Raw genomic sequence first — 24,248 nt, forward strand, 5'->3', positions numbered from 1 at the left:
CGTCGAGCGTCAATCGTGAATGAAGCCGATACGGCCCTTGAAGTTCTGCATCATCTGCGGATTGTTTCGCGACGAATAAATCCGGTTCATTCGGCCGAGCAGCCAGCCTTGCGGGTCCGAAGCGTCTGCGAAGCCGTCGTCTGGCTTCGAGATTTCCTGCTGCGTCACAGGCCGCACGATGTAGGGCGTGACGATCATCAGCAACTCGGTTTCATTGCGTAGATAGTCGCGCGAGCGGAACAGCGTGCCCAGGATCGGCAGATTGAGCAGCCCCGGAAGGCCGGTGATGGCCTGAGCGGATTTCTGCGTCAGTAAGCCCGCGGAAGCGATCGAGCCGCCTGACGGCAGTTCGACCGTGGTCTCGTTCTTGCGGGTCTTGAAGCCGGGAACAGACACGTTGGCGTAGGTGAAGGTGCTCTGAAGATCGACTTCGGTCACCTCCGCGGCGAGACGCAGCGAAATACGTCCTTCCGACAAAACGACCGGAATGAAGTTCAGCGATACGCCGTAGGATTTGAACACGATGCCGGGCGTACAAACGGGCTGCTGATTGCCGCCGGTGAAGAATGTACATCCGCCGGAGCCCGGCACCGGAATTTCGCCGCCGATGAGCATCTTTGCGGATTCGCCTGAAACCGCAGTCACGGTCGGTTCCGCAAGCAGGCGCGAAACGCCATAGCGCTCGAAGGCTTTCAACGTCGCCTGCGTGCCGTTGGGGCCGTTGATGAGGAGTCCGCTTGCGCTCTGGACGGAGTTGATGGCGAAGGGATTCTCCTGCACCAGACGTCCCCAGTTGCCGTTCAGCAAGGTTTCGCCGCCGGACTGCGCAGAGAAACCGAGCTGCTTGAGGACTTTCCGCTCGACCTCGGCGACGGTCACCTTGAGCATGACCTGGTCTTCGCCGCGGATTGTCATGGCGTTGATGACGTTGCCGTCCGCGGATCCGCCGACGCCGCCGGGAGCCGCCGTAGCAGGCGTGCCGCCAGAAACGGCGCCCGCGCCGCCGCCGCCCATTGCGCGCGAGGCGAATCCCTTGGCGATATCGACCGCGCGCTGCGCCTCGCCCGCCGAGCTAACGGTGCCCGTCAGTATGATGACGTCGTTGACCGTGCGCGCGGTGATGTTCGATTTGGGAAGAGCGGCCTTGAGAAGCGGCATCAGTTCGCCGACGTCGCGACCGATGCTGATCTCGAGATTGGCCACTTGCCGTCCATTGGCGTCGACGGCGAAGATCGTCGTCTGGCCGGCTTCGTTACCCATGATGTAGATTTTGCGCGGCGTGCGCACGACAGCGTCCGCGACCTTGGGATTTCCGACCACGACTTCCACGACGTCGCGCGGAAGGTCGACGATGATCGATTTGCCCTGCCCCATCGAGATCCGCCGCGCGATCAGGGCGCTGTCGTCGGACTCGACGCCCACGCGCTGCCCCTGTGCGCTGGCCGGGACGATTGCGGTCGCCGTCGCGATCGCCACCGTGGTCAGCGCGGCGCCGACGATGTTATGCATGAGGCGGCTCATATGCGGCGCTCCTCGTTTGCTGACGTGTTCGAGATGTAAGGGCTTCATCGGGGCGCTCATTTCATTCTCATATTTGATGCGACGCCGTGCCGGACGACCGTTAGCGTCTCGTCGGTTCCGGAGTCGGCCGGCGTTTCAGCCGCTGCGTCCTTGACGATGGCGTCAGTGATCGGTCTCAACGACAACACGAGCTGTCCAGTGCGCTGGGCGAGAATCACCTGCTCTGCCTGATGCGGATCGAGCTCAAGGGTCGCGGTCGATCCCGTGACGACCGGCTCCGCGCCCTTCTTTTCGACTGTCTGGCCCATAGCCAGGACGCGCACGTTCGAAAGCACCACTTCCGAGTTGTAGACTTCGTGTCCAAGATCCTTGGTCGCTTCCGTGTCGCGATATGTGCGGATCACGTCGACGCGATCATTCGGGAGGATGAAGCCGCCGGCGGTGTTGTTCAGCGTCACGTCGATCGCGATCGCCCGCTTGCCCGGCGACAGCATGGTCGACATCAAACCCGCCGTAACGCCCTTGACGAGACGCTCCTTGCGAATCGGCTCGCCGCCCGAAAACGGGATGCGGACATAGGAGGACTTGACGTCCTCCTTGGCGTTGGGAGCCTCGCTTTTGGAGATCGCGCCGACTGGAACGGAGCCTTTCGGCCAATCGACCCAATTGGTGTCAGCGTCGGTAAGTTCCGTGCCATAAGGCAAATCGCGCGCGGCGACGAGGACCTGATCGGTATTGACGGGCTGCGGCGCTACGACCGGCACTTCCGGCGGCGGGCTCGAGCTGTTCATCATCATGAACGCGGCGCCGCCGGCGGCCACTGCGACTGCGAGAACTGCGATTTGTGCCTTGTTCATCGTGCAATATCCAAGCCTCGCCAAATCGAGGTTGGACACGATTGAAGCGGATAAACGTCAAATTAGGGTTAATCAGATGTTACAAGCTGTCGTTAATCGAAAAACGTGAGGCAGCTTATTAAATTTCTGAATTTGCGCGCCGTTTCCCCGCCTCATTCGAAGAATGGCTGTCCGCGCGTTAACGTCTTCGTCGCAAAAGCCCGAGAGCTTTACGATCGACCGCCTAACGAAGCGGGCTACGGCGCTTTCGGTCAGATGCCGCTTAGCTTCGTCCAAACCCCGGTTTGCGGATAGATCATCAGTCCCGCGATCGCGAGCGCGATTCCGTAGGGTACGCCGTTGTTCTTTTCCGCCAGTCGCTCGACGAATCCGATATCGAGCAGACGGCGCGGCAGTTCGTTCCAGCGCAGCGCGATAATGACGAGCGTCAGCACGCCGCCCGCGATCGACGCCACCACGCCGTAATCCAGCAGGTTTTCCCAACCGAGCCAGAGAGCGGTCGCCGAAGCGAGCTTCGCGTCGCCGCCGCCGACCAGGCCGAACTGGAAGAGCACGAAGGTCAGCGCGAGCATGGCGAGACCGCATGAGACATGCATAACGAACGTGTGAAGCGATAAAGGCAGGTAGGCAGCGAGAATGAAATAGAAGAGGATCAGCAGCAACGACACCCGGTTGGGAATCGTCATCGTGAACAGATCGGAAAAGGCCGCAAAAACCATCAGCATCGGAAAGACGACGAGAGCCACGGCCTCGATCATGGGACGTTCCTAACCCGACATTGCCTCGCGGAGCGCCAGACGCGCCCAGCCGCGGAAGAATGCGGCCAAATCATTAACCTGCCGTTAAGCAGGGAAGTCGCTGATTTGACCGCCGAAAAGCCAACGGCCCCGTTTCCGGGGCCGCCGACGCGTTTCGCTCTCTGTGAGAACTTAGGCGAGGTTGCCCGAAACCTTGGCGAAAGTGCCCGAGAGGTTCGTGCCGAGGGCGCGGACGCCAGCGATGATGGCGACGCCGATCAGCGAGGCGATCAGGCCGTATTCGATAGCGGTGGCGCCCGACTCGTCCTTAACGAAACGCGCGAAAATCTTGCTCATGTTCCTGCTCCGAATCTGTGTTTGCATGTCGTCGGGCCTGCTCCTTTTATGACGACCCGCTCGAACGGCTCTGAAGCTAATCGCCGAACCTTTCAAAGTCGTTGACTGACAAAGCGCCAAATCGCCGAAATCTTGACGCTGAACATGCAATCGCGACATGCTTTCACGCGAAGATGGAAAGCGCCCAAGCCTCCCGCGCAGGGAAGCTGCGGCGGCCGCATCGTCCAAAGCGCCGTTACAGCTAGGAAATGGGAGAAATCCGGATGCGGCGTAGCCAACGACGCGACGCCTCCGCGAGCGAAATAGAAAATTTTAGCAATCGTTCACCATTAGCTGCTTTAGTCGTTTCAACCGCAATGGACGGGCGACGTCGCCGCCTCGAGCGGCGGTCCGATCGTCTGCCCCGTCGAAGACTCGCGGGACTATTTGATCAGAGAGCTTGCAGGATAGCGCCGAGCGACAGCGCTGCATGGTGAACCGCATGACATCGTTTCCGTTCATCCTCCGCGGGGCCATGTACCTGGCCTGTGTATTCGCAGCGTTCCAGGCGTCCGTCGCCGAGGCCGCCGGCGGCGACCGCGCCATTCGCGTCGACCTCGATTACGCGCGCATCGTGAAAATCCCGCAGGGAGCCCAGACGCTCGTCATCGGCAATCCGCTCATCGCGGACGTGACCATGCTCAAGAACAGCCAGCTCATGGTCATCACCGGCAAGAGCTTCGGAACGACCAATCTCATCGTGTTGGACAAATCCGGCGCGCAGGTGGGCGAATCCATCGTCACTGTGGTGCCGGCGGAAGACAAGCTCGTCGTCCAGCGAGGTTCGCATCGCGAGTCGCTGTCCTGCCTTCCCAAATGCGCCCGCGCAGTCGATCTCGCCGACGACATTCAATATATGAACACCGCGATCGAGGCGGTGAAGGCGCACGACAGCGCGGCGACCTCGATCCGGAAATAAAAGCTTTAGCGGATCCGGTAACCACGAAACGCTTTCGCGCCGGGAAGCCGCAGCATCGACAAAATGGGTAACGACCCGGCAACCAATCGCAGTCAGTTTGTGTCGAACTAGCGGGGACGGAGAGGCTCTCTCCGTCCGCGGGCGCTACGGGACAAAGACATGACAGCGGACTTGCTTTCAAACATCAAACTTCCGCGGTTGAAGGGCTTGTCGCGCCGGAAAGGCTTCGTCGCCGACCGCGCGGGAACGACAGCGATCGAATTTGCAATGATTTCGGTGCCCTTCATCGGCCTCATCGGGGCGATTTTCGAGACGGGCACGGTTTACTTCCGCACCGCGCAGCTGCAGATGGCGACCGAGACGGCGAGCCGGTCCGTGCTGACGCACAGCACCGCCGCGGGCCTTACCTACCAGCAGTTCATCAACCAGAATATCTGCACCTGGAAATCGAGCGGAGTCGTGAAACCCGGCACGCTGTCGACCATGTTCGACTGCGACAAGCTCATGGTGGACATTCGCAGCCCTGCGACCTGGGGCGCAGCTGACACCGGCAATAACTTCTACAACTCGCCCAATCCGCCCTCCTCGGTCATCAACATGCCCGCGCCGGGACAGATCGCGATCGTTCGTATCGCCTATCCCATGACGGTCATTTCCGGCATCCTCGGCGGCAGCGTCTTCAAGAGTTCGAGCTACGGCCAGATCCGAAATGGCCAGGTGCAGTACAACGGCGCCTGGACAACGATGCTGATGGGCATCGCCGCCTTCCGCGTGGAGCCCTGATCATGACGCGCATTCAATGGTTCCCGGCCGGAGCCGGCCTTAGGCGGGACGAACGCGGCATCGCGGCGGTCGAATTCGCGCTGATCCTGCCGCTCATGCTGATGATTTACATGGGCCTCGTGGAGTTGTCGCGCGGCATGCGCACGGCGCAGAAGCTCGATCTCGTCGCGCATACGCTCGCCGATCTGACGGCGCAGCAGTTGACCGGCGGCGCCAGCACCGGCCAGGCGGGTCTGACGGAGGCGGATATCACGTCGATCTTTTCGGCGGCGAATACGCTGATGGCGCCCCTTCCCACCAACACGCTGAAAATGACGATCTCGGAGGTGAACATCACCGGCACGCCCGCCGGCGCCCCGACGTCCTGGCAGGCGCGGACGGTCTGGACCGTGACGCGCAACGGCGCGACGCCGCGCCCCTGCCAGGTGCTCACGGCCGCCAATGTGCCGCCGGTCTCGAGCACGACGATGCCGACGAGCTACACGCAGATCACGAACGGCGTCAATCCGACGGAAGGACCTGTGATCGTCGCGGACGTTGTCTACCAATATTCGCCGGGCGTGAGCTTCGAGCTTTTCAGGTGGGGGTCGCCGCCGACCTGGACGATGTCGCGCACAAGCTACGCTCCCGTACGAAACACTTTCTCGCCGCCCCACATCCAATATTACATGAGCTCTGGAACGAACTGTCAGGGAACGCCCTGAGCCGCAAAGCGTCCGAAGCGCGATCGACCGCCGGCGTCCCGCGACGCCGGCGCTCTGTTGTCAGATCGTCTGATTATAGGCGCCGACCTCTGGGTTTTCGCGCAAGATCCCGTCAATGGCGGCGAACATCTCCCGCATCCGCGTCTCGGACTCAGGACTCTCGACGACGACGACGAGTTCCGGCTTGTTCGAGGAGGCGCGCACGAGGCCCCAGGTTCCATCGGCAACCGTCACCCGCACGCCGTTCACCGTCACCACGCCGCGGATCGGCTGGCCGATGAACTGTTCGCCCCGCGCCTTCATGGCCTCGATGCGCGCGGTGACCTTCTTGACGACGTCGTATTTCTTCTCGTCATCGCAATGTGGCGACATCGTCGGCGAGCCCCAGGTCTTCGGCAGATCATCGTAAAGATCGGCCATGCTCTTTCCGGGGTTGCGGTCGAGCATTTCGAGAATATGCACCGCCGTCAGCAGCCCGTCGTCGTAGCCGCGGCCGATCGGCGCGTTGAAGAAGAAATGGCCGGATTTCTCGAAACCGGCGAGCGCATTGAGATCGTTTACGCGACGCTTGATATAAGAGTGGCCGGTCTTCCAATAGTCCGTATGCACGCCGCGCGCGACGAGTTCGGGATCAGTGGCGAAAAGCCCTGTCGACTTCACGTCGACGACGAATTTGGCGCCCGGATAGACCTTGGAAAGGTCGCGCGCGAGCATCACGCCGATCTTGTCGGCGAAAATCTCCTCGCCGTTATTGTCCACCACGCCGCAACGGTCGCCGTCGCCGTCGAAGCCGAGCCCGACGTCTGCGCCCGTCTCGCGCACCTTGGCCGCGATCGCGTGCAGCATCTCCATGTCTTCGGGGTTCGGATTGTAGCGCGGAAAAGTGTAATCCGGCTCGACGTCGAGCGGGATCACCTCGCAGCCGAGGCGCTCGAGCATCTGCGGCGCGAAAGCCCCCGCGGTGCCGTTGCCGCAGGCGACGACGACCTTCATCTTGCGGGCGAAGTTCGGGCGGCGGCAGAGATCGTCGAGATAACGCGCGCCGAAATTCTCGATGTAACGATATGCGCCGCCGCCGGCCTCGCGGAACTTGCCGGAAAGAACGATCTCCTTGAGACGGGTCATCTCCTCCGGGCCGAATGTCACGGGGCGCTGCGCGCCCATCTTTACGCCCGTCCAACCATTGTCGTTGTGCGAGGCCGTCACCATGGCGACCGCCGGCGCGTCGAGGTCGAATTGCGCGAAATAGGCCATGGGCGAGAGCGCCAGACCGATGTCGCGCACGCGCACGCCGGAAGCCATCAGCCCCGCGATGAGCGCGAGCTTGATGGACGCGGAATAGGAACGGTAGTCGTGGCCCGTGACAAGGTCCGGCGCGACGCCCATTTCGTGGATCAGCGTGCCGAGCCCCATGCCGAGCGCCTGCACGCCCATCAGATTCAGCTCGGGCCCGAACTGCCAGCGCGCGTCATATTCACGGAAGCCCGTGGGCTTCACGAGCGGCTTCTGCTCATAATCGAATGTATTCGGGCGCAGGTTTTGAACGGGCGTGGGAAACATCAAAGATCCTTGGCGAAGCGAGGTCAGGCGATCGCCGTCGGTTTACACCGCCGCGACCCGCCTGCACAGCCGCAACCTCTCGATCGCGGGGCAACCGCCGGCCGATCTGCCGCTTCGCGGTTTGCGCGGTCGCTCAGCCCCGCGGCCTCGCCCGCGTCGTCGGCGCCGCCTTCGCGGGATCGTCCGGCCAGGGGTGGCGGGGATAGCGGCCCTTCATTTCCTTTTTCACCTCGTTCCATGAGCCCGCCCAGAACGCGGGCAGGTCGCGCGTCGTCTGGATGGGCCGATGGGCCGGCGACAGCAGTTCGAGCGTCAACGGAACGCGCCCGCGCGCGACGGCGGGATGCGTCGAAAGGCCGAACAGCTCCTGCACGCGCACGGAGAGGAGCGGCCCGTTAGGCGCCGCGTAATCGAGCGCGTGCCGCGAACCGGCGGGCGTCTCGAAATGCGCGGGCGCCTCGGCGTCGAGGCGGCGCATGAGATCGTAGGGCAACAAAGCGGTCAATGCCGCGTCAAGGTCGCCCGGAGAGATGTCGGCCGCCGACGTGCGGCCGAGAACATAGGGCGCAAGCCATTGCTCCGCGCCCTCCGCGAGAGCCACGTCGGAGAGATCGGGCCACTCCTCTCCCCCCGCCCGCCGCAGAAAGGCCACGCGGTCGCGCAATTGCGCCTGCCCCTTCGTCCAGGGCAGCCGCGCGACGCCCAGGGCGGCGACGCCCCGCGCCAGCGCCAGCGCGCTTTCCTCGCCGGGCTCCACCGCGAGATTCTGCTCGCCGAGCCGGATCGCGCCGAGCCGCCGAAACCGCCGCCGCCGCAGGCTCGCGGTCGCAGGATCGAAAACCGTCTCGTCGCGGGTCTCGAGGCGCGCGCCCGCGATCGCCTCGACCTCCTCCGCGTCGAGCGCGCAGGCGGCGAGGATGCGCGCCTGCGCCGCGCGGCCAGTGAGTTCCGCAATCGCCAGGAAAGGCGCGCGCGACAGCGGGTCTTCGACCGGCAGGGAGGCGGCGCGGCCGTTCGCCATGAGGAAATCCCCCTTCGCGCCGCGCGATTTGGCGATCCGGTCGGGATAGGCGAGCGCGATCAGCGCGCCGTCGGAGAGCGGCTTCGGATCTCGCTCCCGCGCCGCCGCCGTCGCGAGCCGCGCCCAGTTGGCCGCGAGGCGCCGCGCGTCGCGGGCGCGTTTCGAGCCGTCGCCATGCAATCTCTCCAGCCGGTGCGACAGGTCCGCGTCATTGCCGCCCAGTCCGCGCTCCGAAAGAAGCATGGCGAGTTCCGCCGCCCGCTCCGCCTCGCCGTGACGCGCGGCCTCTAGCGCCATGCGGGCGAGCCGCGGCGGCAGCGGCAAGGCGCGCAGCGCCCGGCCCTGCTCCGTGAGCCGCCCGTCGGCGTCCAGCGCGCCGAGCTCCCGATCGAGGGCGACCGCTTCTTTCCAGGCGGGGCCCGGCGGCGGATCGAGCCACTTCAACTGCCCCGGATCGGCCACGCCCCAGGCGGCGAGGTCGAGCGCGAGACTCGAAAGATCGGCGGCCAATATTTCCGGCGCCGCGAAGGCGGGAAGCGCGGCGGTCTGCGGCTCGTCCCAGAGGCGGTAACAAACGCCCGGCTCCGCGCGACCCGCGCGGCCGCGGCGCTGGTCGACGCTGGCGCGCGCAGCGCGGACCGTCTCCAGCCGCGACAGGCCGAGGCCGGGCTCATAGAGCTGCACGCGGGAGAGGCCCGAATCGACCACCACCCGCACGCCCTCGATCGTCAGCGAGGTTTCGGCGATCGAGGTCGCGAGCACGACCTTGCGCCGCCCCGGCGCAGAGGGGGAAATGGCGCGATCCTGCTCGCCCTTGTCGAGCGCGCCATAGAGCGGCGCAATGTCCACGTCCGCGAGACGCGCCTCCCCGAGGCGGGCGGCGACGCGCAGGATTTCGCCCTGCCCCGGCAGAAAGGCCAGAACGGAGCCTCTCTCCTCCCCCAGGGCGCGCAGAATGGCGCGGCTCACCGCATCCTCGACGCGCTCATTGGCGTCGCGGCCAAGATAGCGCGTCTCGACCTCAAAGGCGCGGCCTCGGGATACGATTGCCGGCGCGTTCCCCATCAGCGCGGCGACGCGCGCGCCGTCGAGCGTCGCCGACATGGCGACGAGACGCAGATCGTCGCGCAGCCCCGCTTGCGCGTCGAGCGCCAGCGCGAGCCCCAGATCGGCGTCGAGCGAGCGCTCGTGATATTCGTCGAACAGCACGCCCGCGACCCCGTCGAGCGCGGGATCGTCGAGAATCATGCGGGCGAAGACGCCCTCGGTGACGACTTCGATGCGCGTCTTCGCCGAAACCTTCGATTCTAGCCGCATCCGCAGGCCGACCGTCTCGCCCACCTTTTCGCCGAGCGTCGCAGCCATGCGGCCCGCGGCGGCGCGGGCGGCGAGGCGGCGCGGCTCCAGCAAAATGAGCTTGCCGCCCCGCGTCCATTCGGCGTCGAGCAGGGCGAGCGGCGCGCGCGTCGTCTTGCCGGCCCCAGGCGGCGCGACGATCACGAGATTGGGAGCGGAAGCCAGCGCCGACAGAATGTCCGGCAGCACGGCGTCGATAGGGAGGGCGTCCTGTAGGCGTGTCAATTTCAGCTCGGGACGACAAAAAAGCGCCCCCTCCTGTCGGAGGGAGCGCCCTTTACTATCAGGCTTCGCGTCAGGCCGCCTGCTGGATGGCCGAGAGTTTCCAGGCGTCCGGGCCGGAACCAGCGGGACGGCGGAAGGTCCAGACCTCGGTGGCCTGCGTCGCGCCGGGCGAGCCGGGCGCGGGCTTGCCGGTGGTCCGGTCCTCCATGACGTCGACGAGGCCGAAGCGCATGGCGACGGTGGCGTATTCGTCCGCACCCTCGCGCCAGGCTTCCGACAGGTCGCCCTGCAGGAGTTTTACGTCCGAAATCCGGTTGACCACGCCCTTGCGGCGGTTCGCCTCCAGTTCGTCGTCGAAGTAGGACGCCATTTCCGGCGTGGACAGCATGCGCAACGCGCCGATGTCCTCCCGGCTGTAGGCGGCCTGCGATTCGCCAAGCAGGCGCTCGAAGGCGTTGAAATCGGCCGTCTCGACCTTAATCGGCGTCGACCGCGGACGCTGCTGCGCCGCGCCGCCGCCAAAACCCATCGGGCCAAATCCAGAGCCGGCGACTCCCGGACGAAAACCGCCAAACGGCGCACCTCCGCCGAAGTTGAACGTCGAGCCCCGCGCGCCGGCGCCGGCCGCCGCATTGCGTCCCTGCCACCAGACGAAGGCCATGCGCGCCAGGAACGCGATGAGCGCGATCTGCAACAGCAGGCCGATGATCGACATGAAGCCGCCGACGCCGCCCCAGAAACCATGGCCCGTCAACATCCCGAGGAGGCCCGCGCCGAGCAGACCGCCGGCGAGGCCGCCAAAGAAGCCTCGGCCGAAGGACGGGCCGGCATAACCCGGATTATAGCCGGGCTGGCCCATGCCCGGACCCGGACGCGGCGTCAGGCTGCGCTCGAAGGGCGAGGCCATGCCGGGCGCCGTGCGGGTCGGCGGCGGCGCCGACCACGTGCGGGAGCCGCGCGAGCCAAAGCTGCCGCCCCCGCCCATACGCGCCTCTGCGACGGCCGGCGCAAGCGCCAGCAGAGCCGCGAGAGCCAGAGAGATCAGCGATCCGCGCTTATGCGCAAGAAACCGCAACATCGTGAGTTTTCCCCTTTCGCGGGGAGCGTCCGCTCCCCCTCGGTGAGTTGATATAGGGAGGAGCCCGTGAAGCTGCAAAGGCCAGGGCGGCGAAAATCGGATCGACTCTCCTTCCCCAGAAGTTCTTCCCTTCCCCAGAAGTTCTTCAAGGGCTAGGACGGTTCAGAAAAAACCACCCGACGGTCAGCCGCATGCGCCAATATCTCGACCTTCTCGACAAAATCCTGCGCGAGGGCGTTCGCAAGGAGGACCGCACGGGGACGGGCACGCTCTCCATCTTCGGCCACCAGATGCGCTTCGATCTCTCGGAGGGCTTTCCGCTCGTCACAACCAAGCGCGTGCATCTGAAGTCGGTGATCCACGAACTCCTATGGTTCCTGAAGGGCGACACCAATATCCGCTATCTGCGCGAGAACGGCGTCACTATCTGGGACGAATGGGCGGACGAGAACGGCGATCTTGGCCCAATCTATGGGATGCAATGGCGGAGGTGGTCCGCCGGCGGGGCGGAGATCGACCAGATCGGCAATGTCGTCGAGGAGATCAAGATCAATCCCTTCTCGCGCCGCCTCATCGTCTCCGCATGGAACCCGGCGCAGGTGGAGGACATGGCGCTGCCGCCCTGCCACTGCCTGTTTCAGTTCCATGTCGCGGAGGTGGGCGGCGTAAAGCGGCTCTCCTGCCAGCTGTACCAGCGCTCGGCGGATGTTTTTCTGGGCGTTCCCTTCAACATTGCGAGCTATGCGCTGCTCACCCACATGGTTGCGCAAGTTACGGGCTGCGTCCCAGGCGATTTCATCCACAGTCTCGGCGACGCGCATCTTTATCTGAACCACATTGAACTGGCGCGGCTTCAACTCTCGCGCGCGCCGCGCCCCCTGCCCCGCCTGACCCTGAACCCGGCCGTCTCCTCGCTGTTCGACTTCCAATTCGAGCACGTCGCGATCGAGGGCTACGATCCCTGGCCGGCGATACCGGCGCCGATCGCCGTATAGAGGAACGCATGAAACCGAAACTCGTGGCCGTGGTCGCGCGCGCCAGAAACGGCGTGATCGGCGTCGACAACGACCTGCCCTGGCGCCTGTCGAGCGACCTCAAGCGCTTCAAGGCGATCACCATGGGCAAGCCGATGATCATGGGCCGGCGCACATGGGACTCCATCGGCCGCCCCTTGCCGGGCCGCGAAATCGTCGTCCTGACGCGCGACCCGAATTTCCGGCCCGAAGGCGCCCATGTCGCGGCCAATCCGGCGGAGGCGCTGGCGACGGCGCGGCGGCTCGCCGAACTGGTAGGCTCAGAGGAAATCATCATCGCCGGCGGCGGGGACATATTCCGCGCCTTCCTCCCTGAGACCGATTCGATCGAACTCACGGAGGTCGCCCTCGATACCCCCGGCGACGCGCATTTCCCGCCGCTTGACCCGGAGGACTGGGAGGAAATCGCCCGTCACGCCCCGGCGCGCGGCGAAAAGGACGAAGCGGATTTCGAATTCGTGACCCTTCGCCGCCGCTCCGAACCGGCGCCGAAATAAGCCGCAAGAACCAGTTGCAGGGACGCCCCTCTATGGCTATAAGGCGCTTCGAAAGCGGCCCGCGGCCGCTGGTTCGGAGTGTAGCGCAGCCTGGTAGCGCACCTCGTTCGGGACGAGGGGGTCGGAGGTTCGAATCCTCTCACTCCGACCAAACGGTTTCATAGGATATTGATTTTCTTCTGGAAAGATTCGAGACGCTTTCCTTGCGCCCACCTCGGGCTTGAGATTTGATGAGACGCATTGAGAGGCGATGCGTCAGGGCTGCCGTCGTGCCGCGTGCGACCACCCGGCCAGTTAAGGCCTGCCGATGTCGGCGCCCAGCGCGGATTCCTCCTGTTGCTCGAAGGGAAGCTGCTCTGAGCGTTGGTCTGCGGGAGCGGAAGGTCGGCAACGCCAATGACCTCGAAGCGGCTTCCAGCCAGTTTTTTGACGTGCGGATCGTCCAAGTGGATGACCGTGGCGCGCTCGACGGCGGCTATGGTGTGTTTCGGCGTGCAATTTTGATCCCCTAATCCGGGGTCAAACTTCAGTGCCGATTGACAATTTGGGCCTGACTTACGTAGCGCCCACCCTAACTGCATGTCAGTTGCGCGTCGCCCCAAAGACGTCGGCTTGGCCGGCGATGGAGACGTCCTAGTGATTTCAGGTGTTTTGATGGTGGGCGCGACAGGGATTGAACCTGTGACCCCTACGATGTCAACGTAGGACCAATACGATTACAGAGCTTTCCCTAGAGCCCATGATCACCCACAAACACCTGTTATTTAAGCATATGTGATTTGCTTAGTTGCGCTTGGCGAGGCGTGAGATTACCTTTCGGCGCTGACGTATTGCTGACGTGAAGGCGCGGAATGCCCAAGCTCACGAAAACAGTTATTGACCGACTGCCCCCCAACCCCGCCCGCGACGTGTATGCGTGGGATAGCGAAACGCCGGGCTTCGGCGTCCGACTTATGCCGTCGGGCCGCAAGAGCTTCATTATCAACTACCGGACCGAAAGAGGCGTCCAGCGGCGCTTGGTCATCGGCGCGGTTGGCGCAATGACGCCCGACGAAGCCCGCAAGATCGCTCGCGAGCGGCTGTCCGAAGTGAGCCAAGGCCGCGACCCGGTTTCGGAGCGCAAGGAACGCCGAAGCGCTGTCACGGTCGCCGAGCTTTGCGCCGAATATCTCGAAGCAGCGCGCGCCGGGAGCGTGACGACGCGTTTTCGCCGGCCGAAGCGGGCGTCAACGGTCGCAATAGATGAGGGCCGCGTCGCCCGCCACATTCTCCCGCTCTTGGGCAGCAAGATTGCAGCCGAATTGACGCGCGCCGACGTGCAACGCATGGCGGACGCCATCGCCGCTGGCAAAACCGCTGCAACCGTCAAGACGAAGACGCGCGGCGTCGCGCGCGTGACCGGCGGGGCCGGAACCGCCGCCCGCGTCGTCGAATTGTTGGGCGGCATTTGGACTTGGGCCGAACGGCGCGGATACGTCGGCGACAAGAACCCTGCCCACGGGGTTGAGACACAGCGTGGGGAGGCCCGCGACCGCATTCTCTCCCGTGCCGAACTCGGCGCGCTCGGCAAGGCGATTGACAACGCCTCCCCTCGCCTGCCCCAAGCGGCGGCGGCTCTCCGATTGATCTTGCTTACAGGCTTGCGGCGCGAAGAAGCGTGCGGGCTGCGCTGGCGAGAAATCGACTTCGACGGCTCTTGCCTACGTCTTGAGACGACGAAAACCGGCCGTTCAACGCGCCCCGTCGGGAAAGCCGCAATCGACCATCTGCGCTCAATCACGCAAATGGACGATGTATTTGTGTTCCCAAACCGCACGGGCGACGGAAGCGCCGACTTGAAGAAGCAGATTGCCGCGATATTCGACGCCGCCGGACTGACCGACGCGCGGTCGCATGATGCACGCCGAACCTTTGCAACGATAGCCGCCGAACTCGGCTACGGTGACGCGACGATTGCCGAGCTAATCGGACATTCGAAGCGTGGGGTTACGGAACGGCACTACATCCGTCGCCCGGACGCCGTGCTTATCGACGCCGCTTCGCGCGTGGCCGAAACAATCGCAACAGCGTTGCGATAGGGCCGAAGTTAGCGTCAATCCGAGACGCAATCAGAAGCAACGAATGTATAAACTAGCTATGCGACAACACTTATAAGCACTCGTAGCGGTCAATACGATTGACTAAGCCGCAAACCAAGTCGTTATGTGTGTAAAATTCCCGGATATAGTAAATTTCCAGCTTCGCCCTACTTGAGGAATTAGGGCACACGTGCCTATCTTTGCCTCGTCATTACATCTACCAAGATGGGGAAGACGAGGCTTATCATGGAAGCGAAAGAGTTTTTGAGAACTCCCGAGGCGGCCGAATACCTTCGCACGCGCTACGGGATTGGAAACGCCAAGACGCTGGCCAAAGACCGCGTGCGCGGCGGCGGTCCTGAATTTCGGAAATGCGGTCGCGCCGTCGTGTATCCGCGAGCCAGCTTGGATGCATGGGCGCTCGGGAAAATGTCAGCGCCGAAGCGGTCAACGTCCGACAGCAAGGGCGGCTGAAATGATACCGCATGACGATCGCTCCCCCTTGCATATCGGCTTTGTCGCAACGCCTTTTGGCGCGCGCGTTCAATGCCTGTGGGATGTTCCGTAACCGCTGTTATCAGGCCACGTCTTCGAGAGCGACCGGCTGCGCGTAGGCCCAGGGCATGAGCTCGTCGAGTTTGCTCGCGAGATGGCCATTGATGATCTTCACGAGAACGTCGGCCAAATAGGCCTGCGGATCGACGCCATTGAGCTTGCAGGTCTCGATGAGCGAGGCGACGATCGCCCAATTCTCTGCGCCGCCGTCTGAGCCCGCGAAAAGCGCGTTCTTGCGATTGAGGGCAATGGGGCGGATGGCGCGCTCGACGATGTTGGAGTCGATCTCGATGCGCCCGTCGTCGATGAAGCGCGCCAGGCCGTCCCAACGCGAGAGCGCGTAGCGGATCGCCTCGGCGAGCCTGGTCTTCTGGCTGATCAGCGCGAGCTTTTCACGCAGCCATGGCTCGAGGGCGTCGAGGATCGGGCGGGATTTCTCCTGTCGCGCCGCGCGCCGGTCATCCGGGTTCTGCGCGCGGACGTCGCTCTCGATGGCGTAGAGCGCGCCGATGCGTTCGAGCGCCTCGCTGGCGATCGGCGCAGGACCTGCCGCGGCGAGTTCGTAAAAGCGCCGGCGGACATGGGACCAGCAGAAGGCCAGCGCCACGCTGTTCTTGTGCGCCAGCGCGCGATAGCCAGCGTAACCGTCGACCTGCACGACGCCCGTGAAGCCAGCGAGATGCGCGAGCGGCTGCTCGGACTTTCGGTTTTGCGCATAGACATAGACGGCGATCGGCGGATCGGCGCCGCCCCATGGCCGGTCGTCGCGGGCATAGGCCCAAAGTTGGCCGGTTTTCGTGCGGCCCCGCCCGGGGTCGAGCACCGGCGCCGTCGTCTCGTCGGCGAAGATTTTCGTCGACGACCGGATGTGTTCCAGAAGCCGCTCATGAACGGGCCGCAAATGCCAGGCGGCGCGGCCAACCCAGTCGGCGAGCGTCGAACGGTCGAGGGCGATCCCCTGTCGGGCGTAGATCTGCGCCTGGCGATAAAGCGGCAAGTGATCGGCATATTTGGAGACGAGCACATGGGCGATTGCCGCCTCGGTCGGCAGTCCACCCTCGATCAGCCGCGGCGGGGCCGGCGCCTGCACGATTGCGCCCTCGCAGGCGCGGCAGGCGTATTTGGGACGCCGCGTCACCAGCACCCGGAACTGCGCCGGGACGATGTCGAGCCGCTCGGAGACGTCTTCGCCGATCTTGTGCAGCAGTCCCTTGCAGCAGGGGCAGGCGTAGTCCTCGACATCGACGACGGTCTCGATGCGCGGCAGATGCGCCGGCAGCGCGCCTCGGTTCGTGCGGCGCTTTCTGGACGCCTTCTCGCGTTCGGCGGCGGACTTGGCTTCCCCCTCCGCCGCTGCGCCGGCTTCCGTCTGCTCGACCTCTTCGAGCGCCAGCAGCATCTGGTCATCGGGAAGCGTCTCTGCGCGCCGTCCGAAGCGATGACGCTGCATCTCCTTGATGATCTGAACGAGGCGCTCGTTGCGCGCCCGCTCGGCGAGGAGCATCGCCTTCAGTTCATTCGGATCGTCGGGAAGCGTCTCGACCGCCTGCGCCATAGACACAGAAGACCATATTTTCTGCGGTCTTTCGACGCTCTTCGACGCCCTGATTCATTGTGTCGCAGATCATCCCGCCAAGGCCGGCGCCGGCGTCTCCTTCACGCTGTGGACGCGCCGCCAGTCCAGCCCCTCCAGCAGCGCCGAAAATTGCGCCGCCGACAACCGCATCACCCCGTCTTCGATCTTCGGCCAGCGGAACTCGCCATCCTCCAGCCGCTTGGCGAAGAGGCACACGCCCGTGCCGTCCCAGAAGACCAGCTTGATGCGGTCCGTCCGTTTCGCGCGAAAGACGTAGATCGCGCCGTCGAAGGGATCGCACTGCATCGTCTCGCGCACCAGCGCCGCGAGACCCTCTGCGCCCTTGCGGAAGTCGACAGGCTTCGTCGCCACCATCACGCGCACCGCGCCCGTCGGGCCGATCATTTGGCGACTTTCAACGCCCGGATCACCGCAGCGATGGTCTTCGCTTGCGCGCCGCGTCCGACCCGAACCGTAACGCCGTCAATTTCAAGTTCGATCGTCGGCGTCGAACCAATTTCCTGGTCGACGGCGCGGCGTTTGCGCTTCGCCGGCGGCGCGGGCGCAGGCCCTTGCATGATTGCCGGAACAAACAATGGCGGCGCGCCTGCGTCCGCGCGAGCCTCGGTCTCTTTGCGCGCCTGACGACGCCACGTAAAAAGCTGCTGCGCCGTCAGACCGTGCCGCCGCGCCACTTCACAAACGCTCGCGTCCTCCGCAAAGCTCTCAGCGACGATCGCCGCCTTCTGATCGGAGCCCCACGTTCTCCGGCGTCCCGCGCCCGTGAAAACCTCGATCCGCCGCATCGGAGCTGCTTCAGGCTCCGACATATGCTTACGCTCTGAAATCGACATGTGTCGGAGCCCCTTTCGCTCCGATTATCGTCGCCCCAACTCATTCAAAACAGGTGCGAGCAGAACAGCGCTTACGATGTTCCGGGCAAGCTAAATCCGCAACTCGCACAAGCGGAGTGGCAACGACTCTATTGCAAAGCCGGCCCCATCTGTCGGGACATAGACGCTCACGAATTTCCAGTGCCAGCGAAAGTCATCGTGGACGATGGGCGCGGCGGGCTTGCCTTCGCGAACATGGTCATTGCCGAACTCGCGCCCAGCCCCGTTGACGCGAATTTCACGGGGCGTCGCCGAAGCTTCTACAACTGCAAAGGCAAGCGCCCGAACACGAAGGCGCAAATCGAAGAATACCGTGCAGCAAACTTCCACAAAGGGTTTCTCTTTGCGGGACTGGAAATGCTCTACAATCCATTCGAGCGTGACGAGCGACTATACCAAATAGTTGAAGAGGTAGGCTTGCGCGGACTACCGCCGCACTTAGCAGATTTTAACCGCTCACTGAATGAAAGAGCAAGGCGGAAGCGTTGGGAAGCTCTCAAGGGCCTGACGCAATACTACTGACGCGAGCTTTATCAACACCAATAAGAAGCCCTTTCAACAATGCACGATATATCGGAACGCTGTGAAGACGTGACGAACTTGCGCCGTCAACTGTGGGCGCAAGGTCATCGGCCTTTAGCCGTTCGGACCGGCGGCAAAGAGCCCGACGGCATGAATTGGAACGGGCGCGCGCGCGCAAATCCGCCATTCGCGGCGGTTAACCCGGCGCAATCGTGGGCGCTAAATACTGGTCTTTTGTGCGAGGGGCTAAGAGCCGTTGATATTGACGTTGACGACCCGGCGCGAGCGAACGCACTTCGTGGATTGGCGTTCGCGATGCTCGGCGGCGCGCCGGCCCGTGGGCGGCGGAATAGCCATCGCCTTCTTTTGCTCTATCGCGCCGCCCAAGGCACGCCGAAAAAACGCGCAATCGTTTCCGGCGTCTATACAAGCGCCGACGGCAAAGCCGAGAAAGTCGAAATTTTAGGCTAGGCCGTGTGGACGAATTTGATCAAGCAGAGGCCCGCAGCGAAACTGACGATGGACCGGAAGTTTCGGGCTGTCTTTTCGCAGCGTAGGGCGACGCGCTTGAAACGTTTGATGCGTCCCATGCCCTGCTCGATGCGGGCGCGGGCTTTGTAGAGCGTCCTGGCGAAGAATTTCGGTTTGACTTTTTCATTGGCCTTGTGCGGGATGACGGGCGCGACGCCGCGCGCCCTCGCCGCCGCGCGATTGGCCTTGCTGGCGTAGCCTTTGTCGCAAATCGCGGCGCGCGGCTGAATATCGGGGCCGATGTCGAGAAGCGTTTCGAAATGCGGCGCGTCGGCAGCCTCGCCGCCGGTCAGATCGAAAGCGATGATGTCGCCCGACGCGTCCGACTTGGCGTGGATTTTCGTGGTGAACCCGCCGCGCGAACGCCCGAGCGCCTGCGCTTCTTGCCCCCTTTGGCGCCTGCGGCCGATACGTGCGCGCGCACGATGGTTGAATCGAACATCTGGATGAGATGCGCCGTCGAACTCATGGAGGCGAGCGCATCCAAGAAGGCTTCGAACACGCCGGCCTTGCTCAACCGGTCGAAGCGCTTCCAGACGCTGTTCCAGTTGCCGAACCGTTCCGGCAGCGCGCGCCATCGCACGTTTTCGACCGTGAAGAAATGAAGCGCTTCGAGGAAACGGCGGTCATCCTCGCCTTTGCGTCCGCGACGCGGAAGGCAGGCACGAAACACCGCGAGCGTATGCGCCCAGTCTTCCTCATCCATCCGCGTCGACATGGCTTCTGGTCTCCGACTCAGTCGGAGCCCTATGAAATCATGCCTGATTCCGCGTGGGAATCCCCAAGCAATCTTCAATCGTCAATTCGTCCACACGGCCTACGGGCAACAGTTCGTCGCCTATGGCAACCACCCGACAGGCGTTCCGCTCGAATGGTGGCCCTTGCCACCCGACCAATTCGACCGCGCCGCGCTTACGCCGGTCACGGAAAACCAAATCACGGCGTTCCTCGCCGAAGCCGCCAACATCATAGCCGCGCCCATTGAGCAAGCCACGGCGCTCCCGAGGCCCGCTGTTGCGCCTTCCCACGGGGGTTATCCCTTCGCCTCTCCCGAGCCGGCGGGCAACCGTGAACGCGCCTACGCCGCCGACGCCCTCGCGAAGAACGCGGCCGAACTCTCAGGCCTTCACAGCGGCCGGAACCGGGCCTGCAACGCCATCGCCTTCCGCATGGGACGCATGATCGCGGCCGGCTGGATTGAGCGCGAAATGGTCGAAGGCGCGCTTTACGCAGCGATGGAAATTAACGGCTGGCGTGACGACAACCGCCACGGCGACCGCAAGGCATGGGCCACCCTGCAAAGCGGTCTGACAAATGGAATGCAACGACCGCATCCGCCTTTGGAGAAAGCCCCCGAAAACCCGAACCAACAAGCGGAATGGCAAGCGGTCTGGCGTGCCCATCAAGAGTATCTGGCGAGCGTTGGCGGCGGGGTGACGAAGTGAGCAACGTTACCCCGTTCAACGCCAATGCAGTCAATCCCGACTGGCCTCCGATCAAGGCCACGCCGTTTCCGTTCATTGACCCCGCGCACATTCCCCGGCGCGAATGGATTTTTGGCGACCACTACGTGCGAAAATTCGTGTCGGCGACAGTTGCGCCCGGCGGCACTGGCAAGTCGTCGCTCGTCATCGCCGAAGCGCTCGCGCTGACTTCCGGTCGCTTGATCCTCAACGCAACGGCAAGAAACGTCGCTCGCGTTTGGTATCACAACGGCGAAGACCCTATGGACGAATTGCAACGCCGCGTGACGGCGGCGATGTTGCATCATGGAATGCTGCCACAGGACATTGGCAACCAGCTATTCGTAACATCGGGCCGCGATACTGAAATGGTCGTCGTGTCCGCAGATGACGGCAAACCGCGTGTCGATAATGCGGTAATGAATAAGATCATTGCCGAGCTAATCGGCAACGGGATTGACGTTCTAATTATCGACCCGTTCGTTTCATGCCATCGCGTCAACGAAAACGATAATCCGGCGATTGATCTTGTCGCGAAAACATGGGGGCGGATTGCGCAGCAAGCGAATTGCGCAATCGAGCTTGTGCACCACTCGCGCAAGGCCAACGGGAACGACGTGACCGTAGATCACTCGCGCGGCGCTTCGGCTCTTGTTGACGCCGTGCGCTGCGCTCGAATGCTCAACGTCATGACCGACGGCGAAGCGAACGAATATCTAAAGGACATTCCAAATCGCAACCGCCATCTGTTTATCAAGGTCACAAACGGCAAGGCGAATATGTCGCCGCTATCCGCTCGCCCTTGGTGGTATCGCCTTGTTGGCCAGCCTTTGCCTAACGGCGACGTTGTGGGCGTTGTTGAAATTTGGACGCCGCCGAAGCAAGACGACGAACTTTCCGACGACGAGCGCCGCGTGATTATCGACGCCGTGAGAGGCAGACCGTGGCGGACGCATCATCTTTCGCCGGAATGGGTCGGGCGTCCAATCGGCGGCGCACTCGGGCTAGACCCCGACAACGCTGACGACAAAAGACGCATCAAGGCGTTTATCACCAAGCTCGTCAAAGACCGGGTGCTAGCGCCTGCAAAGGCTTTCGGCAAAGACCGAAAGGAATACGACCATTACGAGCTTGCCTGCCCCGATTTGCTGTCTGCGGGGGCTGCGGAGGTTCGCGGCCCGACTTCGACGGCGGGAGGCGAATGAAATGCGAAAACCCCTTATTTTTCATCGTTGCGGAGGTGCGGAGGTTGACTTTGCGGAAGTCACGTTGCGGAGGTTGAAAATCGAACCTCCGCAAAATGGCCAACGGCCGCAAATTTCCGCTCGCAAACCATTGAAAATGCGGGCCGCGGAGGTGCGGAGGTTCATTTCTTCTCTACCTCCGCAACCCCGTCTGCGGAGGTGCGGAGGTTTCCCCTTTAGGGGAACCGCCGCCGCAGACTTCCGCAGCGATGGCTTTGAGCTTCCATCCCATGGGTCCCCCCCCCCCGTGGGTAGCACAAACGAAGGGAGGCGACCGACTAGCAACGAACCGACATAACCGCCTCTGCAATCCCAACACAAGCGAAAGAAGCAACGATGACCGACAAGCACGCCAGACAAATGACCGACGCCGAATTTGAGGCGGAAACCGAAAAGCTGCTCAACGAAAGCCGCAAGCAAATGCAGCGCCGTATGCATCCCAACTTCTTCGCCGCCAACGCTGCCGGGCGCGCAATGAGCGAACGCGGCGAGCCGGCCAACATGCAAGGCTGGCAGGAAGTCTATGAGGAAAAGCTAGCGGAATACCGGGGCAAATCCGGCAACTGACATGACGCTACTGCCCTACGTGCAAACCCAACGCAAACGGACCCGCAATGGCTAGACCCTGCCTTTGCTGCAATCATCCCGAGCGAGATAAGATTGACGCCGCCATTGTCGGCGGCGTCAACGCCGAAGCTATCTCGAAACAATACGGAATAACGAAACAAGCGCTCTGGCGTCATCGTTCCGCGCATCTTCCCAAGGCGGCTATCGAGGCGGCAAAAGCCGAACGCGCCGAAGCCGAAGGGCGACGCGGCGCGACGCTGCTAGAGCAAGCGCATGAGCTTTTGGACAAGGCGCGCGACTTGCTGGCGAAGGCGGAAGACGGCGGCGACATTCAAACCGCGTTGCGCGGCGTCAAAGAGGCGCGCGAATGTCTCGTCTTCATTGGCCGGCTAACCGGCGACGTTGAGCCCGACGCGATCAACATCGTAGTCAACGCGCAATTCGTGGTTTTCCAGCAACTCATAATCGACGCGCTGGCCCCGTATCCCGACGCGTGCGCCGCCGTCGCCGCCCGGCTGGCCCACATTTCGGAACAAGCGCCATGACCCCGCCGCCGGGACTGTCGATTGCCGCCACACAGACGGCCCGTGGACGCGTCAAAACGGGCAAGCGCCCCATGGGTAGCTCCTCAGGCGCTCAACGCGCCCCACAGGCTGCTATGGCCCGCGCCCTTTTGCACGGGTTGGACCCTGTGGCCTTCGCCCGTGACCGTCTCGACTTCACGCCGGACGCTTGGCAAACGCGCTTGCTACAATCGTCGGCGAAGCGCGTCATTCTCAATTGCTCCCGGCAATCCGGCAAATCGACCACGACGGCGGTATTGGCGGCGCATACCGCAATCTATCGGCCGGGCTCGCTTACGTTGCTCGTATCCAAGAGCCTACGCCAGTCGTCGGAGCTATTCGCAAAGGTCAGCGGCTTCCTGTCTCGCGTTCCCGAGGCGAAGCTAATGACGAACAATAAGCTATCCTGCGAACTCGCCAACGGCTCGCGCATTATCAGCCTTCCGGGCGACGGCGACAGCATTCGCGGCTTTTCCGCCGTGACGCTGCTTATCGAAGACGAAGCCGCATTCGTTGACGACACGCTGTATATGGCGGTCCGCCCAATGCTCGCCGTCAGCGGCGGACGGCTAATCCTAATGTCAACGCCTCACGGCAAGCGCGGACATTTCTTCGACGCTTGGCACTCGGCGGACGAAGAATGGCAACGCGAGCGGATAACCGCCTACGACGTGCCGCGCATTACGCGCGAGTTTCTGGATACCGAACGCGCAACCATCGGCGAATGGTGGTTCCGCCAAGAATATATGTGCGAGTTTGTCGATAGCGTGGACCAACTGTTTTCGACTGACTCAATCATGAACGCCCTTACTGACGACGTGCAACCGCTTGCCCTACGGATTTTGTCATGAACGCGCTGACGCCGCCCCTGCATAGATGGCACGAACAAACCGAACCGCAATCGACGGGTTTTGTCGTCGGCGTGGACCTTGGACAATCCAAGGACTACACGGCCATAATCGTCAACGAACGGAAGACGGCGACGGAAACGACATTCGCGCGGGCTCGCTTTGAGCCGACGCCGCAAATCGAGGAACGCAAGGAAGTTGTGCACCATTCGCTTGTGTTCATGCATCGGCCCGCGCTCGGGACGCCCTACCCCAAGATCATCGACCAAGTGCGGGTGCTATTGGCGGACCTTCCCACGCGGTCCGAGCCCCCGAGCCTTGTGGTGGACGCAACCGGCGTGGGAAGGCCATGCGTCGATTTGTTCCGCAAGGAAGGGCTGGACCCGATAGCGTTGACGATTACCGGCGGCGAGCAAGTCAATCGGGTGACGAGCCGCGACGTTCGCGTGCCTAAAAGGATATTGGCGGGGCTGTTGCAAGTGGTGCTGCAAACGAGCCGGCTAAAGATTGCAAGGGGCCTGCCGCACGTGGAAACGCTCGTCAACGAACTTGAGAATTTCAAGGTGAAAATCAGCGTGAGCGGTAACGAGAGTTTCGAGGCGTGGCGTGAAAGCGTTCACGACGACCTTGTGCTTTCAACCGCCATGGCCGTCTGGCAAGCCGAAAATCGGCCGCAGCCGGTAAGGCATTTGCTCAATCGAATGTGGGACATTTGAGGAC

General features: G+C 63.1%; 26 protein-coding genes, 1 tRNA gene and 1 pseudogene. 16 read left to right on the plus strand and 12 right to left on the minus strand.

The genetic code is table 11. The features are described from left to right. Nucleotides 1-9: 9 nt before the first annotated feature. The 4 genes from ACV959_RS11515 to ACV959_RS11530 form a co-directional block, all read right to left on the minus strand. Nucleotides 10-1,521, minus strand: a complete 1,512-nt coding sequence (locus tag ACV959_RS11515) for a type II and III secretion system protein family protein (RefSeq protein WP_475736740.1) — start codon at nt 1,519-1,521, stop codon at nt 10-12. Nucleotides 1,522-1,577: 56 nt separating this feature from the next. Then, nucleotides 1,578-2,378 carry a Flp pilus assembly protein CpaB gene (gene cpaB / locus ACV959_RS11520; RefSeq protein ID WP_475736741.1) on the minus strand — a complete coding sequence of 267 codons (801 nt, stop codon included), beginning with the start codon at nt 2,376-2,378 and terminating at the stop codon, nt 1,578-1,580. A 251-nt stretch (nt 2,379-2,629) separates the two neighbouring features. Continuing rightward, nucleotides 2,630-3,136 carry an A24 family peptidase gene (locus tag ACV959_RS11525; RefSeq protein ID WP_475736742.1) on the minus strand — a complete coding sequence of 169 codons (507 nt, stop codon included), beginning with the start codon at nt 3,134-3,136 and terminating at the stop codon, nt 2,630-2,632. A 171-nt stretch (nt 3,137-3,307) separates the two neighbouring features. Beyond that, a complete protein-coding gene (locus ACV959_RS11530; RefSeq protein ID WP_475736743.1) occupies nt 3,308-3,472 on the minus strand; it encodes a Flp family type IVb pilin in 165 nt (54 codons plus the stop codon). A gap of 481 nt (nt 3,473-3,953) precedes the next feature. On the opposite strand from ACV959_RS11530, the gene ACV959_RS11535 reads away from it, so the two are divergent. The 3 genes from ACV959_RS11535 to ACV959_RS11545 all read left to right on the plus strand — a co-directional run bounded on the left by ACV959_RS11535 (nt 3,954) and on the right by ACV959_RS11545 (nt 5,917). After that, a complete protein-coding gene (locus ACV959_RS11535; protein ID WP_475736744.1) occupies nt 3,954-4,430 on the plus strand; it encodes a pilus assembly protein N-terminal domain-containing protein in 477 nt (158 codons plus the stop codon). Nucleotides 4,431-4,589: 159 nt separating this feature from the next. After that, entirely contained in the window at nt 4,590-5,213 is a 624-nt protein-coding gene (locus ACV959_RS11540) for a TadE/TadG family type IV pilus assembly protein (protein WP_475736745.1), read from the plus strand. A 2-nt stretch (nt 5,214-5,215) separates the two neighbouring features. Beyond that, nucleotides 5,216-5,917, plus strand: coding sequence for a TadE/TadG family type IV pilus assembly protein (locus ACV959_RS11545; RefSeq protein ID WP_475736746.1), 702 nt, complete (start codon nt 5,216-5,218; stop codon nt 5,915-5,917). A gap of 60 nt (nt 5,918-5,977) precedes the next feature. Here ACV959_RS11545 and ACV959_RS11550 read toward each other — a convergent pair whose 3' ends face one another. The 3 genes from ACV959_RS11550 to ACV959_RS11560 all read right to left on the minus strand — a co-directional run bounded on the left by ACV959_RS11550 (nt 5,978) and on the right by ACV959_RS11560 (nt 11,157). After that, entirely contained in the window at nt 5,978-7,477 is a 1,500-nt protein-coding gene (locus ACV959_RS11550) for a phosphomannomutase/phosphoglucomutase (RefSeq protein ID WP_475736747.1), read from the minus strand. A gap of 133 nt (nt 7,478-7,610) precedes the next feature. Beyond that, entirely contained in the window at nt 7,611-10,079 is a 2,469-nt protein-coding gene (gene hrpB, locus ACV959_RS11555; RefSeq protein ID WP_475736748.1) for an ATP-dependent helicase HrpB, read from the minus strand. A 70-nt stretch (nt 10,080-10,149) separates the two neighbouring features. Beyond that, nucleotides 10,150-11,157, minus strand: coding sequence for a TIM44-like domain-containing protein (locus ACV959_RS11560; RefSeq protein ID WP_475736749.1), 1,008 nt, complete (start codon nt 11,155-11,157; stop codon nt 10,150-10,152). 191 nt (nt 11,158-11,348) lie between these two features. On the opposite strand from ACV959_RS11560, the gene ACV959_RS11565 reads away from it, so the two are divergent. The 5 genes from ACV959_RS11565 to ACV959_RS11585 all read left to right on the plus strand — a co-directional run bounded on the left by ACV959_RS11565 (nt 11,349) and on the right by ACV959_RS11585 (nt 15,240). After that, nucleotides 11,349-12,152, plus strand: a complete 804-nt coding sequence (locus tag ACV959_RS11565; protein WP_475736750.1) for a thymidylate synthase — start codon at nt 11,349-11,351, stop codon at nt 12,150-12,152. Between the two features lie 8 nt (nt 12,153-12,160). Next, nucleotides 12,161-12,688 (plus strand): dihydrofolate reductase, encoded by a 528-nt coding sequence (locus tag ACV959_RS11570; protein ID WP_475736751.1) that lies wholly within the window; start codon nt 12,161-12,163, stop codon nt 12,686-12,688. Between the two features lie 74 nt (nt 12,689-12,762). Continuing rightward, nucleotides 12,763-12,839 (plus strand) — tRNA-Pro (locus ACV959_RS11575). Nucleotides 12,840-13,539: 700 nt separating this feature from the next. Further along, complete coding sequence (locus tag ACV959_RS11580) at nt 13,540-14,766, plus strand: tyrosine-type recombinase/integrase (RefSeq protein ID WP_475736752.1); 1,227 nt, start codon at nt 13,540-13,542, stop codon at nt 14,764-14,766. Nucleotides 14,767-15,012: 246 nt separating this feature from the next. After that, entirely contained in the window at nt 15,013-15,240 is a 228-nt protein-coding gene (locus tag ACV959_RS11585; protein ID WP_475736753.1) for a helix-turn-helix transcriptional regulator, read from the plus strand. A gap of 103 nt (nt 15,241-15,343) precedes the next feature. Here the strand turns inward: ACV959_RS11585 and tnpC are convergent, their stop codons facing one another. The 3 genes from tnpC to tnpA all read right to left on the minus strand — a co-directional run bounded on the left by tnpC (nt 15,344) and on the right by tnpA (nt 17,751). Then, nucleotides 15,344-16,876 carry an IS66 family transposase gene (gene tnpC / locus ACV959_RS11590; RefSeq protein ID WP_475736307.1) on the minus strand — a complete coding sequence of 511 codons (1,533 nt, stop codon included), beginning with the start codon at nt 16,874-16,876 and terminating at the stop codon, nt 15,344-15,346. 69 nt (nt 16,877-16,945) lie between these two features. Further along, complete coding sequence (gene tnpB, locus ACV959_RS11595; RefSeq protein ID WP_475736306.1) at nt 16,946-17,302, minus strand: IS66 family insertion sequence element accessory protein TnpB; 357 nt, start codon at nt 17,300-17,302, stop codon at nt 16,946-16,948. Continuing rightward, nucleotides 17,299-17,751, minus strand: a complete 453-nt coding sequence (tnpA, locus tag ACV959_RS11600) for an IS66-like element accessory protein TnpA (protein ID WP_475736305.1) — start codon at nt 17,749-17,751, stop codon at nt 17,299-17,301. The genes tnpB and tnpA overlap by 4 nt, the downstream gene beginning before the upstream one ends. Nucleotides 17,752-17,931: 180 nt before the next feature. On the opposite strand from tnpA, the gene ACV959_RS11605 reads away from it, so the two are divergent. Continuing rightward, entirely contained in the window at nt 17,932-18,312 is a 381-nt protein-coding gene (locus ACV959_RS11605; protein ID WP_475736754.1) for a hypothetical protein, read from the plus strand. 39 nt (nt 18,313-18,351) lie between these two features. Further along, the gene (locus tag ACV959_RS11610) at nt 18,352-18,783 is read left to right on the plus strand and encodes a bifunctional DNA primase/polymerase (RefSeq protein WP_475736755.1); all 432 of its coding nucleotides are present in this window, start codon (nt 18,352-18,354) and stop codon (nt 18,781-18,783) included. Here the strand turns inward: ACV959_RS11610 and ACV959_RS11615 are convergent. Both ACV959_RS11615 and ACV959_RS11620 read right to left on the minus strand, forming a co-directional pair. Next, entirely contained in the window at nt 18,780-19,421 is a 642-nt protein-coding gene (locus ACV959_RS11615; protein WP_475736756.1) for an IS5 family transposase, read from the minus strand. The genes ACV959_RS11610 and ACV959_RS11615 overlap by 4 nt on opposite strands. Further along, nucleotides 19,391-19,561: pseudogene (locus tag ACV959_RS11620) on the minus strand (hypothetical protein); the annotation flags it as partial. The pseudogene ACV959_RS11620 and the gene ACV959_RS11615, both read right to left, overlap by 31 nt. Before the next feature lie 31 nt (nt 19,562-19,592). Between ACV959_RS11620 and ACV959_RS11625 the strand changes: the two are divergent. From ACV959_RS11625 to ACV959_RS11650, 6 genes are all read left to right on the plus strand, one after another. Continuing rightward, on the plus strand, nt 19,593-20,288 hold the full coding sequence (locus ACV959_RS11625; RefSeq protein ID WP_475736757.1) for a hypothetical protein: 696 nt from the start codon (nt 19,593-19,595) through the stop codon (nt 20,286-20,288). Continuing rightward, the gene (locus tag ACV959_RS11630) at nt 20,285-21,511 is read left to right on the plus strand and encodes an AAA family ATPase (protein ID WP_475736758.1); all 1,227 of its coding nucleotides are present in this window, start codon (nt 20,285-20,287) and stop codon (nt 21,509-21,511) included. Before ACV959_RS11625 ends, ACV959_RS11630 begins: the two co-directional genes overlap by 4 nt. 375 nt (nt 21,512-21,886) lie before the next feature. Beyond that, the gene (locus ACV959_RS11635) at nt 21,887-22,117 is read left to right on the plus strand and encodes a hypothetical protein (RefSeq protein ID WP_442756732.1); all 231 of its coding nucleotides are present in this window, start codon (nt 21,887-21,889) and stop codon (nt 22,115-22,117) included. Nucleotides 22,118-22,164: 47 nt separating this feature from the next. Further along, nucleotides 22,165-22,662, plus strand: coding sequence for a hypothetical protein (locus ACV959_RS11640; protein ID WP_475736759.1), 498 nt, complete (start codon nt 22,165-22,167; stop codon nt 22,660-22,662). After that, nucleotides 22,659-23,531 carry a terminase large subunit domain-containing protein gene (locus ACV959_RS11645; protein WP_475736760.1) on the plus strand — a complete coding sequence of 291 codons (873 nt, stop codon included), beginning with the start codon at nt 22,659-22,661 and terminating at the stop codon, nt 23,529-23,531. Before ACV959_RS11640 ends, ACV959_RS11645 begins: the two co-directional genes overlap by 4 nt. Next, nucleotides 23,528-24,244 (plus strand): hypothetical protein, encoded by a 717-nt coding sequence (locus ACV959_RS11650; RefSeq protein ID WP_475736761.1) that lies wholly within the window; start codon nt 23,528-23,530, stop codon nt 24,242-24,244. The genes ACV959_RS11645 and ACV959_RS11650 overlap by 4 nt, the downstream gene beginning before the upstream one ends. Nucleotides 24,245-24,248 lie beyond the last annotated feature (4 nt).

The organism is Methylocystis sp. Se48 (genome assembly GCF_056269425.1).

What these genes read in the sequence shown, in the direction of transcription:
- ACV959_RS11515 (WP_475736740.1), bottom strand. Translation starts at nt 1,521, where the DNA reads ATGAGCCGCCTCATGCATAACATCGTCGGCGCCGCGCTGACCACGGTG.
- cpaB (WP_475736741.1), bottom strand. Translation starts at nt 2,378, where the DNA reads ATGAACAAGGCACAAATCGCAGTTCTCGCAGTCGCAGTGGCCGCCGGC.
- ACV959_RS11525 (WP_475736742.1), bottom strand. Translation starts at nt 3,136, where the DNA reads ATGATCGAGGCCGTGGCTCTCGTCGTCTTTCCGATGCTGATGGTTTTT.
- ACV959_RS11530 (WP_475736743.1), bottom strand. Translation starts at nt 3,472, where the DNA reads ATGAGCAAGATTTTCGCGCGTTTCGTTAAGGACGAGTCGGGCGCCACC.
- ACV959_RS11535 (WP_475736744.1), top strand. Translation starts at nt 3,954, where the DNA reads ATGACATCGTTTCCGTTCATCCTCCGCGGGGCCATGTACCTGGCCTGT.
- ACV959_RS11540 (WP_475736745.1), top strand. Translation starts at nt 4,590, where the DNA reads ATGACAGCGGACTTGCTTTCAAACATCAAACTTCCGCGGTTGAAGGGC.
- ACV959_RS11545 (WP_475736746.1), top strand. Translation starts at nt 5,216, where the DNA reads ATGACGCGCATTCAATGGTTCCCGGCCGGAGCCGGCCTTAGGCGGGAC.
- ACV959_RS11550 (WP_475736747.1), bottom strand. Translation starts at nt 7,477, where the DNA reads ATGTTTCCCACGCCCGTTCAAAACCTGCGCCCGAATACATTCGATTAT.
- ACV959_RS11560 (WP_475736749.1), bottom strand. Translation starts at nt 11,157, where the DNA reads ATGTTGCGGTTTCTTGCGCATAAGCGCGGATCGCTGATCTCTCTGGCT.
- ACV959_RS11565 (WP_475736750.1), top strand. Translation starts at nt 11,349, where the DNA reads ATGCGCCAATATCTCGACCTTCTCGACAAAATCCTGCGCGAGGGCGTT.
- ACV959_RS11570 (WP_475736751.1), top strand. Translation starts at nt 12,161, where the DNA reads ATGAAACCGAAACTCGTGGCCGTGGTCGCGCGCGCCAGAAACGGCGTG.
- ACV959_RS11580 (WP_475736752.1), top strand. Translation starts at nt 13,540, where the DNA reads ATGCCCAAGCTCACGAAAACAGTTATTGACCGACTGCCCCCCAACCCC.
- ACV959_RS11585 (WP_475736753.1), top strand. Translation starts at nt 15,013, where the DNA reads ATGGAAGCGAAAGAGTTTTTGAGAACTCCCGAGGCGGCCGAATACCTT.
- tnpC (WP_475736307.1), bottom strand. Translation starts at nt 16,876, where the DNA reads ATGGCGCAGGCGGTCGAGACGCTTCCCGACGATCCGAATGAACTGAAG.
- tnpB (WP_475736306.1), bottom strand. Translation starts at nt 17,302, where the DNA reads ATGATCGGCCCGACGGGCGCGGTGCGCGTGATGGTGGCGACGAAGCCT.
- tnpA (WP_475736305.1), bottom strand. Translation starts at nt 17,751, where the DNA reads ATGTCGATTTCAGAGCGTAAGCATATGTCGGAGCCTGAAGCAGCTCCG.
- ACV959_RS11610 (WP_475736755.1), top strand. Translation starts at nt 18,352, where the DNA reads ATGCACGATATATCGGAACGCTGTGAAGACGTGACGAACTTGCGCCGT.
- ACV959_RS11615 (WP_475736756.1), bottom strand. Translation starts at nt 19,421, where the DNA reads ATGGCGCGCGCTGCCGGAACGGTTCGGCAACTGGAACAGCGTCTGGAA.
- ACV959_RS11625 (WP_475736757.1), top strand. Translation starts at nt 19,593, where the DNA reads ATGAAATCATGCCTGATTCCGCGTGGGAATCCCCAAGCAATCTTCAAT.
- ACV959_RS11635 (WP_442756732.1), top strand. Translation starts at nt 21,887, where the DNA reads ATGACCGACAAGCACGCCAGACAAATGACCGACGCCGAATTTGAGGCG.
- ACV959_RS11640 (WP_475736759.1), top strand. Translation starts at nt 22,165, where the DNA reads ATGGCTAGACCCTGCCTTTGCTGCAATCATCCCGAGCGAGATAAGATT.
- ACV959_RS11645 (WP_475736760.1), top strand. Translation starts at nt 22,659, where the DNA reads ATGACCCCGCCGCCGGGACTGTCGATTGCCGCCACACAGACGGCCCGT.
- ACV959_RS11650 (WP_475736761.1), top strand. Translation starts at nt 23,528, where the DNA reads ATGAACGCGCTGACGCCGCCCCTGCATAGATGGCACGAACAAACCGAA.